This window comes from Geodermatophilus africanus (genome assembly GCF_900107105.1).
GTDB lineage: Bacteria > Actinomycetota > Actinomycetes > Mycobacteriales > Geodermatophilaceae > Geodermatophilus > Geodermatophilus africanus.
On record NZ_FNOT01000005.1, the window covers coordinates 152,749 to 169,481 of the forward strand.

Annotated in this window: 7 protein-coding genes; all 7 read right to left on the minus strand. The window is 69.4% G+C overall.

Annotated elements, in window-relative coordinates:
- Window positions 1–23: 23 nt before the first annotated feature.
- Complete coding sequence (locus BLW63_RS10950) at window positions 24–779, minus strand: 4'-phosphopantetheinyl transferase family protein (protein WP_091155359.1); 756 nt, start codon at window positions 777–779, stop codon at window positions 24–26.
- The gene (locus tag BLW63_RS10955; protein WP_139263522.1) at window positions 766–1,974 is read right to left on the minus strand and encodes a glycosyltransferase; all 1,209 of its coding nucleotides are present in this window, start codon (window positions 1,972–1,974) and stop codon (window positions 766–768) included. Before BLW63_RS10955 ends, BLW63_RS10950 begins: the two co-directional genes overlap by 14 nt.
- A 23-nt stretch (window positions 1,975–1,997) precedes the next feature.
- Window positions 1,998–3,446 carry a thioester reductase domain-containing protein gene (locus BLW63_RS10960; protein WP_091155365.1) on the minus strand — a complete coding sequence of 483 codons (1,449 nt, stop codon included), beginning with the start codon at window positions 3,444–3,446 and terminating at the stop codon, window positions 1,998–2,000.
- Complete coding sequence (locus tag BLW63_RS10965; RefSeq protein ID WP_091155369.1) at window positions 3,443–11,227, minus strand: type I polyketide synthase; 7,785 nt, start codon at window positions 11,225–11,227, stop codon at window positions 3,443–3,445. Before BLW63_RS10965 ends, BLW63_RS10960 begins: the two co-directional genes overlap by 4 nt.
- A gap of 937 nt (window positions 11,228–12,164) precedes the next feature.
- On the minus strand, window positions 12,165–14,564 hold the full coding sequence (locus tag BLW63_RS10970; protein WP_091155373.1) for an ABC transporter permease: 2,400 nt from the start codon (window positions 14,562–14,564) through the stop codon (window positions 12,165–12,167).
- Window positions 14,564–15,313, minus strand: a complete 750-nt coding sequence (locus BLW63_RS10975; RefSeq protein WP_091156139.1) for an ABC transporter ATP-binding protein — start codon at window positions 15,311–15,313, stop codon at window positions 14,564–14,566. The genes BLW63_RS10970 and BLW63_RS10975 overlap by 1 nt, the downstream gene beginning before the upstream one ends.
- Before the next feature lie 516 nt (window positions 15,314–15,829).
- Window positions 15,830–16,723, minus strand: coding sequence for a deoxyribonuclease IV (locus BLW63_RS10980; RefSeq protein ID WP_091155376.1), 894 nt, complete (start codon window positions 16,721–16,723; stop codon window positions 15,830–15,832).
- Window positions 16,724–16,733: the final 10 nt, after the last annotated feature.

The window sequence follows — 16,733 nt, forward strand, 5'->3', positions numbered from 1 at the left end:
CAGCTCTCCGCATCGTCCGTGGGCTAGAACCACTCCGGCCACTGCATGCAGGTCATCGGGAGTACCTGGTCCCCCTCGTTGGCGAGCGCAGCCACGTAGCCGGGGGCCGGCGCGAGGTCCCGGAGCCACCAACGGGAGGAGGCTCCGGGATCGCCGTCGACGGTCAGCCTGCGCGCCGGTTCGAACGGTGGCAGCGAGACGTCGACGCGGTCCAGCGATCGCGACAGGCCCTCCCCGCAGGCCTTCAGGTAGGCCTCCTTGCGGGTCCAACCACGGAAGAGCGCTGTCTGCCGCTGCTCACGAGCGAGAGCCTGGAAGACCGTGTGCTCGCGGGGCGAGAGAACCCGCCCGGCCGTGCACCCCGTGCTCGAGAGGGTGCGGATCCGCTCGAGGTCGATGCCGATCCGCTGGTCGCACGTCACCGCGCAGAGGATCAGCCCGCGGGAGTGCGACACGCTGAACTCCATGCCGCCACCCTGAGGCGCTGACAGCGCCGGTTTCCCCGTTCCGCCGGGGCGGAACTGCAGACGGTCGGGGGGGATCGTCAGGTACGAGCCCAGGATCATGCGGACGACGCCGCGTCCGGTGATGAACCACCGGCGATCTCGCTCGAAGCAGAACCGCGCCGCTCGGCTGCGTTCTGCATCCGACAGGATGCGCAGCAAGCTCTCGAGTCGGCGTGCGGGCGGATCCAACGACGCGCGCCAGACGTGGATCGCACCCCGGGGGGTCCGGAGACGTGGGGCCGGGAAGTCCCACGCCTCCTCACGCGGTGCCATGACCGACTGCTCGTGGCTCGACGATGCTGGCCGTACCGTCCGAGTGGACCCGGAACCTCCTGCCCCGCCACACGATCTCGTCGGTGACGAGGCTGTGCAGGACCAGCGGCAGGCGGAACAGTTCCTGGACCAGGACGACCCACGGGAACCGCCAGAGCTTCTCGTTGCGAGCCAGGACCGTGTTGACGGCCGCAGTCGAGAGCAGTGCTGTCGTCAGGGCCACGAGCAGCGGACCCAGCGCCACAGGGACCTCGCTGCCCTGGAACAGTGCGATCCCCAGGTACACGATGCCCCAGGTCAGGGCGAGGTCCACCAGGTTCATGAGCGCGTAGTTGACCGGCCAGTAGTGACGGATGATGACCAGCCAGCGGTGCCGGTGTGACCACCAGCCCGCGAAGCTGTCGTGGTGGTGGATGACTCGTGCGGGTTGCCTCAGCAGGTGGATCCGGTATCCGCGTTGCCGGATGACCCTGGCGAGCTGGATGTCGTCGGCGATGTGCCAGCCCAGTTGCTCGATCCCGCCGACTTCACGGATGACCCCTCTGCGGACCACCATCGTGGTCCCGATCGCGCCGTCGAAGAGCCCGAAGAGGTGCAGCGTCGCGATCCTGAGTGCGAGCTCGTTGACGGAGATGCTGGTCAGGGCTGCCGGCCAGTCGTCGGAGCCCGTGTACGCCGGGGCGCCGAAGGCGATCCCGATCGAGGGATCACGGGTGCAGGCGACGGTGTCGCGGAGGAACGTCGGTGGGACGCGGGCGTCGGAATCGCTGAAGACGATGACGTCGTGGGAACTCGCCGCGACACCGGCGGCCATGTTCTTCAGCTTGCCGAAGGACCGTGAGTCCGCCGACTCGCTGAAGACCAACCTGATCCGGGTGTCGGGGTGCTCCGCCATGACCCGACGGATGACCGGCACGGCCGGATCGGATGACTCCTCGACGCAGAACAGGAGCTCGTACCGGCCGCCATAGTCCTGGGAACAGAAGCTGCCGAAGTTCTCGAGGGCCGATTGGTCGACGCCCTTGGTGGGCTTGACGACCGACACGTCCGGCTCGTACGTCCTCGACGAGTGGGCTGAACCGTGGCCGGTGAGGTAGGTCCAGGTGCACAGGTGCATGAAGGCGGTCCACAGCACGTTGCTCGCGATGAGGACGAGCAACGTCCCCTGGAGCACGTCCAGGACGGAGCCCCACACGACGACCTCCTCCTGGACGAAGGTCAATACGGGGGACCGACGAGCACCCGTCGATCAGCGTGCACCGGTGGGCGGAGGAAGCCGGTCCGTACGAAGTGCGACACGTGACGGGCGAAGACGTCCTCGTCCATCCGCGGGCAGACGATCGAGGTGCCGGCGAGTCCGTCGCGTGCCTGCTGATCGTCGAACCGCACCGACTGAGCCGCGTACTGGGTGGCCATGATGCTGCCGATCCGGTCCACCGTGTCCTGATCCGCCGACCCTGGCCGGTCCCGTTCTCGTGAGGGTGCCGTCGGGGCCGCTGAGAAGAGCGGCGTCAGCGGGGACACCGCCCGCCCGTCGGCACGCCCGGCACGGCTGAGCAGCTCGGTCCTCCACCGGTCGTACGAGCGGAGCTCGAGCGGATAGCCGGACGAGCGGATCCAGTCGACCAGCTCCCGCAGGTGGACCGGCCGGGGATTGACGAGGTGGAAGACGTTACCGAGCGCCTGTTCGGACAGCGACAGGTGGACCATCGCTCTGCTGACGTAGTCGACAGGCGTCATGTCGATCGCGCCATCCAGGTCCGGAGCGACGCCCAGCTCGACCCAGCTCTTCAGGAGCTGGGCGACGAAGTCATCGGTGTTCCATGCCCCTGTTCCGCTGTGCCCGGTGATGATGCCGGGTCGATAGACGACCACAGGGAGGCCTCGGGACCGTGCGACGGTCACCACCTTCTCGGCGACCCACTTGCTCTGCGTGTACCCGCCGAAGAGGATCCCGCCGTGATCGAGGTTGTCCTGCTCCCGGACGACCGTGTCCCCGGGGCCACCGGCCAGGGGGAAGACCGAGAGCGAGGAGACGACGTGCACCGGCTTGGCCCGTCCACGACTGGCCAGACGTAGCACCTCCTGCGTACCCGCTACGTTCACGGGCCTCAGCCGACTGTAGGAGGAGATCCAGTTGACGGCGGCGCCGTTGTGGTAGATGGCGTCGACGCGCGCCGCGAGGTCGTCGAACTGCTCTTGGGTCAGGCCGAGCAGCGGTTTCGACAGGTCGCCCACGACGGGGACGACGCGTGATCGGCGATCCTCCCGATCCGGCACGTAGTACGCGAGGTTCCGCTCGATCCGCCGTCGGGCCTCGTCCACGTCAGCGGCCCGCACCAGGCAGGAGACGACTGCTCCGGTCTGCTCGAGCAGCTCGTGCAGCAGGAAGGCTCCCAGGAAGCCCGTGGCGCCGGTCAGGAGCACGTGTGCCCGCTCGGCCGGCCGTCCGCCGGGCGGCCCGTCCGGTCGGATGGCCGGATCCAGCTCCACCTCGGCGGCCAGATCGGAGACACGGGCCGCGAACTGGTCGCGCGCGCTCCTGGGCGGCTGTGGCGCGGACGCAGCAGTCGGAACGCCCCGTGCCCTCCGCTCGAGCAGTTCCGTCAGCAGCGCCCGCTTCTCCGCCGGGGACAGCAGAGACAGGTCGGGAGGCGGCTGGCTCACGGGTTCGCCTCCTCGCTGATCTCGCCGGCCACCATCTCCTGCAGCATCGCTGACACTTCCTCGTCGGAGAGCTGCGCCACCTGTTCCAACACCTGCTCCGCCGTCGGCTGCCCCGACGGTGCCGTCGCTGGAGGCGCGACCTCTCCGCCCAACTGCTCGATCACGTACGCCGACAGGCCTGCGATGCTCAGACCCTCCATGAACTTCATGGTCGGCACCTCGACGCCGACCATGGCCTCGATCTGGTTGCCGATCTCCACGGCCATGAGGGAGTCGAGTCCCAGGTTGAGCAACGGCTGCTCGACGTCGAGCTTCTCCGGTGACATCCCGAGCACGCGTGCCAGCTGGTCCCGGATCTGGACCGACAAGAACGGTCGACGCTCCGACGGGTCCACGGCCAGGAGCGCGTCGACCAGTGAGGCAGCGACCCCGTCCCCGTCGTCCCCCGGCGTGGCCTCGGTCAGGTGAGCGAAGCGCGGCGTCGCCCGGATCAGGTGCACCTTCGCCAGCCGAGGCCAGTCGATGTGCCCCACGCCGAGCTGCACGGCGTCGTGCCGGAGGAGTTCTCCCAGGATCCTCAGCAGCTGGTGCGCGGGCAGCGACTTCACGCCCACGTGGTCGAGCTTCTCGCCGATCTCCGGGTTCTGCGCGACGTACCCGACCCCGGAGACCGCCCCCCAGTTCACGGTCAGCGCCGGCAGCCCCTGGAGCCTCCGGTGGTGTGCGAGAGCGTCCAGGAACGCGTTCGCCGCCACGTAGTTGCCCTGTCCCGGATTGCCGATCATCGACGTCAACGAGGAGAAGGAGACGAAGAAGTCGAGGGGATCGGTGCGGGTCTGGGTGTGGAGGTTCCAGGCGCCGAGCACCTTGGGGGCCATCACCGCGCGCATGCGCGCCCCGTCGAGCTGCTGTAACAGCGCGTCGTCCAGCACCATGGCTGCGTGGACGAGACCACGCAACGGCGGCATCGACCGGCGGATCTCGGCCAGTAGCGCGGCGACCTGGGACTCCGCCGTCACGTCTGCCGCTGCGACGACCACCTCGACCCCGGACTGGCGCAGAGCTGTCACGGCTGCCTCGGCAGCGGCCGACGAGAGACCGCTGCGGCCCATCAGGACGAGATGGCGCGCTCCGTGGTCCGCGAGCCACCGTGCGACGGCCAGACCGAATCCGCCCAAGCCGCCGGTGACCAGGTACGTGCCGTCGTCCCGCAGCGCCAGCGCGGCCTTCGGCCGAGGAGTCACCGCGACGTCCTCGAGCATGGACACCACGACCTTGCCGGTGTGTTTGGCCTGCGCCATGTAGCGGAAGGCGCTCACGGTGTCCGGGACGGAGAAGACGCGGTGCGGCAGCGGATGGAGGGAGCCGTCGGCGAAGCCCTGCATGATGTCGTGCAGGAACGATCGGACGAGGTCGGGACGCTGAGCGCACAACTTGTCCAGGTCGACGGCGAACAGTGACAGGTTGTTCCGGAACGGGCGCAGCCCGAGTTTGCTGTCCTCGTAGATGTCGCGCTTGCCGATCTCGATGAACCGCCCGTAGGCGCCCAGGATCGACAGGCTCTTGGGGATCGCCTCACCGGCCAACGAGTTCAGGACGATGTCCACGCCTCGGCCACCGGTGGACTGCATGACCTCGTCGGCGAAGGCCAGGGACCGGGAGTCCATCACGTGCTCCACACCCATCGCCCGGAGCAGGTCGCGCTTTCCCGGGGTGCCGGCGGTGGCGAAGATCTCGGCCCCGGCCCGCTGGGCCAGTTGGATCGCCGCCAGCCCCACTCCGCCGGCGGCGGCGTGGACGAGCACCCGGTCACCGGCCTGCATGCGGCCCAGGTGGTGCAGGGAGTAGTACGCCGTGAGGAAGGTGATCGGGATCGTGGCAGCTTCCTCGAAGCCGATGTGAGCCGGTCTGGGGACCACGAACCGTGCATCGATGGTCACGTGGGTCCGCAACGCCCCGGGGGCGGACGTCATCACCGCGTCGCCCGCCTCGAGCCCGTCCACGCCCGGGCCCACTGCGCTGATCGTCCCGGAACACTCCATCCCGAGCGCCTTGCCGGTGTACCCGCCTTCCAGGGCGTCATCCGGCAACAACCCCAAGGCGATCATGACGTCCTTGAAGTTGAGGCCGACCGCCTGCACCTCGATCTCCACCTCGCCGGGGCCGGGTGCGGTGCGCGGGGCCTCCACGAACGTCAGGTTGTCGAGGACGCCTGGTCTGGGGATCTCGACCTGGAAGGACGGTTGCGCTCCGTGCGGGACGACGTCCTGGTGCCGACGGGCCACCGGGGCGAGCGAGACGTTCCGCAGCCGGTGGACGTACCGGGCTTCGCCACGAAGCGCGACCTCGTCCTCCCCGTCCTGTGCCCGCAGTTCCTCGACGAACGACCCGATCTCCACGGAGGAGGCGTTCGGGCCGAGGTCGACCAGGGTGCAGTGGAGCTGCGGGTGCTCGTTGACGATGACCCTGCCCAAGCCCCACAGGGGGGCCTGGGCGACCGAGACCGCTCGAGCCGACGGGCCCGCGACCTCTGCACCCTGGGTGACCAGCCAGAGCCGTGGGCTCTCGTCCCCGTCCGCTCCGGCGAGGACCTGTGCCAAGTGGAGCGCGCTGGTGCTGCTCAGGCGCTGCGCCGCCTCGAGTGCGGCTGTCGTGGTCTGCTCCGGTGGTGGGGTGTCGAGGCTCCACAGGTGGATCACGCCCCGGCACGGTTGCCCACCACCGCAGGCGTCCTCGACCAGCTGCCGCATGTCGTCGATCCGTGCCGGCCGGACCTCGAAGCGGTCAGCGGAGAGGCGCCGGTAGGTCTCGCCGGCGGATGCCAGGATCGGCGTCGCGCCGCAGCTGCGGAGTCGATCGGCCACCTGACGCCCGACGCCGTTGCTGTCGGCGAGGATCAACCAGCGACCCGGCTCCTGCGCGGGGGGAGCGGCTGCCTCGCCGTCCTGGGGCGCCTGCTGGACGGCGGGGCCGCGCGCCAGCAGGACCGAGTGCACGGCTCGGTCGACGGGTTCGGTATCGGTCACCCAGGCGACGTCGGTGAACCCGACGTCCTGGAGGACCTGTTGCCACGCCGTCTGCGGGATCCAGGGGTCCGATCCGCGGAGACCGACGTCCTCGAAGCGCCACCAGCCCTCGAGCAGGCCGAACATCAGGGTGGCCGAGCGGGGGGTCCTGGTCCCTTCCAGGAGCAGCAGCAGTCCCTCGGAAGCCAGCAGGGCCTTGACGTTCGTCAACGTGCGGCGCAGATCGCGGGTCGCGTGCAGGACGTCCGATGCGACCACCAGGTCGAAGGAGTGCGGCTCGAATCCCTGGGCGATCGGATCCGCCTCGATGTCGAGGACCTGGTACTGGACGAAGGGGTGCGCGTGGAACTTCTGCTCGGCGTGCGCCAGGAGGAAGTGCGTCATGTCCGTGAAGACGTACGTCGTCCGATCGGCCGGCAGCTTGCGGAGGACGTAGGAGGTCATCCCGCCGGTGCCACCGCCGATCTCCAGGATGCGCACGGTGCGGCCTTCCGGCAGCCGTCCCAGCGCCTCCGCGACCGCCTCCTGCGACAGCAGGTTGTAGATCCGGTACGTCGGTGCGTCCTGGTACAGGTGTTCCGACGTCGTCAGCGACCCCTGGGGGAAGATGAGCTGGAGCGGGTCGATGTCACCGTGGAGCACCTCGGCCAGCTTGTCGCCGCACTGGCGGATGAGCGTGAGTTCCGCCTGGTAGGCCGGGAACCGCGTCCACAGCTCCCTCCAGATGAGCTCCGGATCGGCTGCGTCGGGGATGCCGACGACGCGCCAGTGGCGGTCGGTGTGCTCGAGCAGCCCGTCCTCCGCCAGGATGCCGAGCAACCGCTCGAACAGCCGCCGGTGCTGCGGCACGACGCCGAGCCGGTCGGCGAGCGCGTCCGCCGTGGAGCGCACGTCCGCATCCGGTCGCCAACCGAGTCGCTGCAGTGCCCGCAGGATGTAGGCCCGGGCCAGGACGCTGTCCTGCGGCTCCAGCTCCTCGTAGTACCGCCTCCGGTCGAGCTGCTCCGCCAGACGAGCCGCTACCGGCCGCAGCCGATCGACGATCTCGGAGGGGGAGGGGAGGTGGTCGGGCGGGCGGCGCACCTCTCCGGAACCGGAGCGCGCCTTCAGCTTCCACTGGTACTCGTACAGGTAGTCGTCCCACCGCTCGGTACCGCGTCCGACCCGCCGGCACACGAATCCCCGGACTTCCGCCCGGACGGTTCCGGCCTCGTCCAGCAGTCGTATGTCGCCCTTGATCCGCGACGGGCCGTGCTCGACCAGCCGCGCGTGGACGTGGACCCGGCGACCGGGGCGGTCGAAGAGACGGACCTGGTCGATCTGGACCGGCAGGTAGGCACCTTCCGCGTCGGCCTGGCCCGTGCCCTTCGACGCGAGCGCACCCAGCAACACCTGGAATGCGGCGTCCAGGATCGTCGGGTGCACCTCGTAGTCGTCGAAGTCGTCCTCCGGTGCACCCTGCAGCTCGATCTGTCCCAGTGCCTCGTCCTCGCCGATCCAGAGTCGCTCGATGCCCTGGAAGCGGGGGCCGTACTGCATGCCCGCCGCGTGGAAGAGCCGGTAGACGTGGTCCTTGGCGATCTCACGACCGCAGCGGCCGCGGATCAGCTCCAGGGGCGTGTTCCCGGGAGCCTCGCCGTCGTCGGCGCGGCCCAGCTTGCCGGTCGCGTGCCGCACCCACTCCTGGTCCGCGCCGTCGGCGCGGCTGTAGATGTCGAAGGACGCCTGGCCCGGACTGCGGACCAGTTGCACCGCGAGCGGGTGCCCGTCGGACAGGAACATGGCGCGCTGGAGCGCGATGTCCTCCGCGACGTACGGCTGCTGGCCGGAGCTCTCCCGCGCGGCCGCGAGGGCCATCTCCACGTAGCCCGCAGCGGGGTAGACCACCGTGTCCTGGATGCGGTGGTCCGCCAGGTAGGGGAGCGTCTCCGTGTCGAGATCGGTGTGCCAGACGGGGTACGCCGCCTCCAACTGGTTGCCCAGCAAGGGGTGCCGCTTCGTGCCGAGCCGCTCGCGCCGGCCCCGGTCCGACTCGTGCCAGCAGCGCTCTCGCTGCCAGGGGTAGGACGGGAGCCGGACCAGACGGCCCCCCTCGGGGTACTGCCGCTGCCAGTCGATCGGGTACCCGGAGGTGTAGAGCCTGCCCAGGGTGCCGAGCAGCTGCGCCCGTTCCGGTTCCTCGCGCCGGAGCGACGGCAGCGCGGTTGCCTCCCTCTTCGCCCCCGCGATGCACTTCGCGATCGACGGCACCAGCACCGGGTGTGCGCTGATCTCCAGGAAGAGATCGTGGTCCCCCTCCAGGAGTGCTTCCATCGCCGCCGCGAAGCGCACCGGCTCCCGCATGTTGCTCCACCAGTAGGCGGCCCCGAGTTCGGGACCCTCGACCGATCCGCCCGTGACGGTGGAGAACAACGGGATCGTGGCCGGCCGAGGACGCAGGTCGTGCAGCGAGCGGTGCAGTTCGGACCTGAGCGGGTCCATGCGCGGGCTGTGGTACGGCACGTCCACCTGGAGGAAGCTGCAGAAGGTCGACCTCGGTTGCAGGGACGCTGCGATGTCCTCGAGGAGTGCGGCGTCACCGGACAGCGTGACGTCAGCGGGACTGTTGACCGCCGCGATCGAGACGCGATCCTCACGGCCGGCCAGCAGGTGTTCGGCTTCCTCGACCGGCAGTCCGACGGCCAGCATCTTCCCCTGACCAGCGGTCTGCTGCTGCAGGCGGCTGCGGTGGAAGACCAGCCGGACGGCGTCCCCCAGGTCCAGCACACCCGCGACGTGTGCGGCGGCGACCTCGCCGACACTGTGCCCGACGATCGCCGCCGGCTCGATGCCCCAGGATCGCCAGAGCGCCGCCAGTGCGACCTGGAGGGCGAACGTGGCGGGTTGGGCGACGGCGGGCTCCCGCATGCGCGAGCGCGTCTCCTCAGCGGTCAGCTCGTCCCACAGCGACCACTCGGCATGCTGTCGCAGCAGGTCATCACACTGCTCGATCACCTGGCGGAAGATCGGTTCGTCGCTGAGCAGTTGCCGTCCCATGGCCCACCACTGCGGGCCCATGCCGGAGAACACGAAGGCCGGCTTCTGCGCGCGCCTGGCGACACCACGCCCGGACGACATCTGCGGTCGTGTCTGTCCCGCCACGAAGGCTTCCAGCCGCTCGACCAGTTCCTCCGGGGATCGGGCCACGACCGCCAGGCGGTGGTCGTGGTGTCCTCGCCGCAGGCTGGTGGTGTAGCCGATGTCGTGGAGTGACACCTCGCTACTCGAGGTCGGGTCCGTCAAGAACGACACGAGGGACCGTGCACGGGCCTCCAACGCCTCGGGGCCGCGAGCGGACAACGGCACGAGCAGCGCGCGGTCACGGCGCGTGCCGTCGTCCGGCCTGTCGTCGAGTCGTGGGGGAGCCGCTCCCAGGATGACGTGGGCGTTCGTGCCGCCGAACCCGAACGAGTTCACACCGGCCAGACGTGGTCCCGCGCCGGTGTCCGGCCACTGCTCGACGGTCCGGGGGACGCGCAGGTGCAAGGCGTCGAAGGGGATGTCGGGATTCGGTGCCGTGAAGTGGAGGTTCGGCGGTATCTGTCCGTGCTCGAGACTCAGCGCCGTCTTGATGAGCCCGGCGACACCCGATGCCGCTTCGAGATGACCGACGTTGGTCTTCACCGAGCCGACGATGCACGTGTCCTGCGCCGGGCGATCACGGCCGAGGACGGCGCCGATCGCCTTCAGCTCGATCGGGTCACCCACCGGTGTGCCGGTGCCATGGGCTTCGACGTACTGGACCTGCTCCGGTGAGATCCCGGCCTGCCGGTAGGCGTCGCGGAGCATCGCCTCCTGGGCGGCGCGGTTGGGCAGCGAGATGCCAGCGGTCCGGCCGTCCTGGTTGACGGCGGTGCCGTGTACGACGGCATGGATCGGATCACCGTCGGCCAGAGCTCGGGACACCGGCTTCAGGACGAGCACACCGGCGCCCTCTGAACGGACGTACCCGTTGGCACTCGCATCGAAGCTCTTGCAGCGGCCGTCGGGGGCCAGCATGGACGCCTTGCTGAACCCGATGGTCCCTTCGGGCCTGAGGATCAGGTTGACGCCACCGGTCAGCGCCACGTCGCACTCGCCGGTCCAGATGCTCTGACAGGCCATGTGGGTGGCGACGAGTGACGAGGAGCAGGCGGTGTCGATCGCCAAGCTCGGCCCGTGGAGGTCGAAGAGATAGGAGAGGCGGTTGGCGGCGATGCAGAGCGCCAGTCCGAGATTCGTGTAGGCGTTGATCGAACGACGCTCGATCGTGCTGGTCTGGATGCCGCCGTAATCGAGGGTCGCGATGCCGATGAACACGCCGGTGTTCGTCCCGGCGAGTCGCTCCGGTGCCATCCCGGCGTCCTCGATCGCCTCGTAGGCGACCTCCATGAGCAAGCGTTGCTGGGGATCCGCTCGCGTCGCCTCACGTGGGGACATGCCGAAGAACGAGGCGTCGAACTGATCGACACCGCGGATGAACCCGCCCCTGGCGGCATACGTCTTGCCCGGAGTGGCCGGGTCCGGATCGTAGAAGGCGCGGACGTGCCAACGGTCCTCGGGCACCTCGGTGATGGCATCGACGCCGTTGGTCAACAGGCGCCAGAACTGTGCCGGATCGTTCGCTCCACCCGGGAGACGACAACCCATCCCGACGATCGCGATCGGTTCTGTCCGGTGACCGGGGCGGACCCCATGACCGGGGAGAGGTGCCGTGTCGTGCTCGGGCTGGCTCATCCGTCATTCCCTCGATTCGAGCCGGCGTGTTGCACCGCCGACGGGAACGGGCTGTTCGGCTGGGGGATCTACGGGCGCGCTGACGCCCAGGTCCTGCGCTGCTGGGTGAGGATCCCGCCCCGTTCCGCACCGCGGCGTGACCGAGCAGGTCGGGCCGCCAGGGATGTGACAGGAGGCCTGGGTCTTCTCGGCCGTGCCGTGGTCACGCGTGGCGGGGATGTGGAAAATCGACGGCGAGGGCCGGGATCTCGGAAAAATGTCGAGAAACTGCGAAGCGAAATGGGCCGATGTTGTGGCGACGGGTCGCCGCCGTACCCGCAACGTGCGCCGGGATCACGCTGCGGAAGCCGTTCGACCGAGCGGAATCGGTGAGCCAGGTGCCCTGGCGGACCCACCTGGCAGCGGTTGGCTGGATCGACGTCCTCAGGTTCGTTTCATCGTCCACATCCCATCAAGGGAGGTCCCGCCGACGTCCGCATACCGTCCCGTCGTGGCGCGCTGCTGTCAATGGAGAACCGCGCCGGAAAGGAACCGGAACGCCACCGTGTCCGCGCGTCGACGGAGCGCCCGGCCGGCCAGCCGCTGACCTCCCGCCAGGTCATGCGAGCCTCGGGAGTACCGCAGGTGCCGATCCCCGTCCTGCACATGGGCCGGTCGCCGGCGGGGCGGGCGCCACGGCGCGTCGACGGTCGCCGCGTCGGCGGGGGAGGAGCCGCGGGTCCGGTGCAGCGGGATCCCACGGTCTGGAGGCCCGTCGGCCGGCACACCGTGCGGCATGGGTCGCGTGCCCGGTCCTGCGCACCGGCTCCTGCGCTGTCGGGATGCGAGCTGCTGCGGGTGGCTGACTCGGACGCGTGCGAGGTGGCCGGTGGTGACGAGGGCTCGTCGCCGGGTCACGGCCGCGAGCGACCGCTGCCGCCTCCTGGCCGCGTCGCAGTCACTCGTAGCCGAGTACCTGCCGGACGCTCAGGCGTGCGGCATGCCACGCGGGTAGGAGGCTGGCCAGCGCGGCGAGGATGCCGACCAGCGCGACCCAGAACAGGGCGCCACCCAGCGAGAAGGTGTAGCTCAGTGGCGCGCGGGTGAACTCTTCTCCGACGACGTCGCTCAGCACCGTGCTGATCGGCACCGCGAGCGCAGCGCCGACGGGAGCGCTGAGCAGGCCGATGAGGATGCCCTCGACCACGAAGATCTGCAGCACTCCGCCGTCCGATGCGCCGATGGCGCGCATGACGCCGATCTCTCGCGCGCGCTCGTGGACGTTCATGCTCATCGTGCCCATCAGGCTCAGCGCACCGACGATGGCCAGCAGCGTCGCCAGGATCGACAGGAACACGGTCAACACGTCGAACTGGGACTGGATCGCTTCGTTGTTCGCTGCTGTCGTCCTGATCGATGTCGTCCTCGAGTCGGCGTCGTCGTACCGGTCCTGCAGAGCGGCGGCGACGGACGTCTGGAACGCGGCGTCGTGCTGCGTCGTCCCGACGCGCAGACTGCTGTCGAGCTCCGACGGCGGAACGACACTCGAGAGGTCGTCGAGGTCGACGTAGCCCGTGCCGATCCGGATGAACGTCGCGGACAGCGTCGTCTGGGCGATGCCGACCACCTCCCAGGTCGTCTCGCGCCGCTCGATCCTGAGTGTGATCTCGTCGCCCACACCGACGTCCGGTGCGTTCCCCAGCGCGTCGGTGTCCAGCACGATCGCGCGGTCGTCCTCCGGACGCAGCCAACGTCCTTCCAGGATGACCGGACGGAGCAGATCGGTGTCGGCCGGTAGCGCATCCAGCTCGAAGCTGGAGCCCTCGCTCCCGCCCGGACCTACCTGGCGCGCGGTGCTGCTGCCCCAGCTCTCCGCTGCCGCGACGCCCGGTAGCTGCATCGCCGTGTGCTCGATCGTCCCGGCGTCGTAAGCCGCGTCGAAGTCCACGCTGATGTCGTAGTTCAGATAGGAGGTCGACTCGTCGAGTGTGGTGAGCAGGGATGCGCGGACGCTGAAGACGGCGATGAAGATCGCTCCACCGAGCGTGAGCGTCGCGATCGTGAGGAGCAGTCGCGTCTTGCGCCGAAGCGTGTTGCGCAACGAGAGCAGCAGTGGACGGGAGAGGCCGCGTATCCGCTGGATCATCCGATCGACGCGGTTCCGTCCGAAGTGGCCGCCGCCGACGCCATGGAAGCCCAGTGCTTCCCGGACGGTGATGCGGACGCCGGAGACGACCGGGTACAGCGCGGCTGCCAGTGGAACCAGCAGACCGACGGCGATCTCCAGTGCGAGCACCTGCACGGGGATGCGGAAGCCGGTGGAATCGAAGTTGATCAGGCTCGCGAGGTACCGGGAGATCCCGTACGCCGCGATCGAGGCCAGGGGGATCGCGATGCACAGTGCGATCAGACCGAGGATCAGCACGAGACCGAGGTAGAGCCGCACGAGCTGACCGTTGCGCGCCCCGATCGACTTCATCATGCCGATCTGGCGTACCTGTTGCATCAGCAGTGCCGAGATCGTGTTGACGACCAGGAAGCCGCTGAGCAGCAGCGAGAGCAGGGCGATCGCACCGAGGACCACGACCATCGGTTGCAGGACGTCGTCGGCGGCGAACGTGCCCGGCTCGGGGATCCACATCCAGTCGACGGTCCGCCCGCTCAGCTCCACCTCGTCCCTGACGTCGTCGATCACTGCCTGGACGTGGTGCTCGTCGGCGGTGTTCCCGTCGACGAGGAGGTGCAGTGTGTTGAAGGCGCGGGGGTAGCCGAGCCGTTCGAGGGTGTCGAAGGTGATGTACCCGTAAGGCGTTCCCGAGAACGAGGCCGGGACCTTGTTCAGGTCATGGGCGAGACCGGCGATGCGCAGCTCGCGCTCGGTGCCGTCGGACGGCCTGACCACCAGGGAGTCGCCGACGTCCGCATCGGTCAGTCCGAGCGCGGCGCGCTCGATGAGCACTTCCTCTTCGGGCGGCGGCCACGCTCCGCGTTCCGGTCTGACCCTGTTGAGCCGGATGTCATCGAAGTCGTCGATCGCCTCGAGCCGCAGATTGCGCCACTCGTCCGGCCCGGTCCTCAGGCGCACGACGAAGCTGAAGCGGCCTTCGGCCTCACGCACATCCGCCATGCTCCGTGTCGAGCGGATGAGCTCCTCGTCGAAGGGTGCCGTGAAGAGGATCGCACTGCTGGGGTCGATCGCGGCGTAGTCGGCGGACAGATCGCGCGACATCATGACCCATGTGCCGGCCGTCGTGCCGACGGCGAAGACGCCGACGGCGATCGACAGCGCGACCAGGAACGTACGCGTCTTGTTGCCCCGGACGTCGCGCAACACCTTGCGCCAGCGGGGGCGGGTCATCAGTCACTTCCGACGAGGGATGGGCGATGGTTCGTGACCTCGTCGACCACCTCCCCGTCGCGGAGGACGACGGCCCGGGTGACCTGTCGCGCCAGATCGGCGTCGTGCGTCACCATCAGAATCGTCTTCCCCGCGTCCACCAGATCCGTGAACAGCCGGAAGACTGCTCCGGCGGTCTGCGAATCGAGGTTCCCGGTGGGCTCGTCGGCGAGGAGGATCGGTGGGTCGTTGGCCAGCGCCCGGGCGATCGCCACGCGCTGCTGTTGGCCGCCGGACAGTGCCGTGGGGAGCTTGTCGGCATGGTCCGCCAACTCGACCTGGACCAGCAGGTCCATCGCCCGTTCTCGCCGCTCCCGCGGGGGGAACGTGGAACAGAAGTCCATCGGCAGCATGACGTTCTCGATCACCGTGAGCGTGGGCAGCAGTTGGAAGAACTGGAAGATGACACCGAGGGTCCGCCCACGCCAGGGGGCGATCCGCCGCTCGCGGAGGGAATGCACGGCCGTGCCGTCGACGAACACCTCTCCTGACGTCGGGCGGTCGATACCGGCGATGATGTTGAGGAGTGTCGATTTGCCGCTACCGGATTTGCCGATCACGGCCACGAACTCGCCGGGATCGATCCCGAGGCTCACGCCGTTGAGCGCGGTGAACACCCCGGCCGCACTCTCGTAGTGTTTCACGGCCTGCCGGACTTCGATCAGACGCGCGAGTTCCGGGGACCGGTGACGCCCCTCCGACAAGCCCATGTCTGCCACCCAACACAATTCTGCTCACAAGGTGCTGCGAGTTGGATGAACCGACGTCATCGAGCGGGACATCCGCGGTCAGGATCACGTGAATGGTTCTGCGAGAGCATCAATACACTAGCACGGTCGAATTCATCAACCGTGTCCGTCGTTCACGGTGAGTGAGGGAGAGCGTCGCTGGGGCTGGCCCCTGGGCCGGTGGAGGGTCGTGAACCCGCCTGCAGGAGTCCGCCCCGGGAGGTCGCCGGTCACCACCGACGTCGTCCGGCGGACGCTGTGGTGATCCTGGCGTGACGGGTCGGCGTGGCGAACCGGGAGACCGTCAGCGTCGAGCCGCACGAGGGATCTCCTCCGCCGACGAGCGCCTGACCGAGGACGAGGTCGAGCCGCTGCGGCTCCACGGCCCGGTGGACGAGAGGTCGGGGGCGGGTGGTCTGCACCTACCGGATCACGCTGCTGTGGGGACCTCGCCCACTCGGCCAGGACCCACCTGGCGACCTCTCGGAGCGTTCGGGCTCAGGCGGCGGAGGCCTCGCCGGCCGCGGCGTCGCCGTCGCGCAGGGAACACAGCAGCGCGATGTCGGCCGCGTGCCCGGCCGAGGCGACGCCGTCCCGCTCGCTGGGTGTCTCCACCACGACCGGGACGCCGGCCAGCGACGGGTGGGCCAGTAGCTCCGCGAACGGCGCCACCCCGATCGAGCCCTCCCCGATGGTCGTGTGCCGGTCCCGCTTGGAGCCGCACTCGTCGAGCGAGTCGTTGGCGTGCACCAGACCCAGCCGGCCGGGACCGACGGTGGCCTCGAGGGCGTCCAGGGTCGCCGCCATCCCGCCGGGCGCGGTCAGCTCGTGGCCGGCCGCCCAGGCGTGGCAGGTGTCGAAGCAGACGCCGAGCAGCGGGTGGTGCTCGAGGGCGGCGAAGTACGGGCCGAGGTCCTCGACCGTCGCCGCCAGCGACCTCCCGCCACCGGCCGTCGGCTCGACCAGCAGCCGAGGGCCGTCGTCCGGCGCGGCCTCGAGCACGGGCAGCAGCCGCTCGTGCAGCTGGCGCAGCGCGTCCTCGTAGCGGTCCTCGCCGACGGCGGACCCGGCGTGGACGACGACGCCCTGGCAGCCGAGCCGGGCGCCGCGGGCGAGGTTGTGCGCGATGGTCGCGATCGACTGCTCGATGGTCGCCTCGGTGGGGGAGCCGACGTTGACCAGGAACGGCGTGTGGACGAAGGAGGGCACCCCGCGCTCGGCGCAACCGGCCGTGAACAGCGCGTCCTGCCTCGGGTCGCCCGCCGTCAGCCTCCAGCCGCGCGGGTTGCCGACGAAGACCTGCACGGCCCGCGCGGCCACGGCGTCGGTGTAGGCCAGGCCGCCCGAGGCCAGCCCGCCCTTGATCTGGACGTGCGCCCCGATCGGCGGCACACCTGGTGCT

Coding starts and splice junctions, on each gene's coding strand:
- BLW63_RS10950 (WP_091155359.1), bottom strand. CDS start 779: ATGGCACCGCGTGAGGAGGCGTGGGACTTCCCGGCCCCACGTCTCCGG.
- BLW63_RS10965 (WP_091155369.1), bottom strand. CDS start 11,227: ATGAGCCAGCCCGAGCACGACACGGCACCTCTCCCCGGTCATGGGGTC.
- BLW63_RS10970 (WP_091155373.1), bottom strand. CDS start 14,564: ATGACCCGCCCCCGCTGGCGCAAGGTGTTGCGCGACGTCCGGGGCAAC.
- BLW63_RS10975 (WP_091156139.1), bottom strand. CDS start 15,313: ATGGGCTTGTCGGAGGGGCGTCACCGGTCCCCGGAACTCGCGCGTCTG.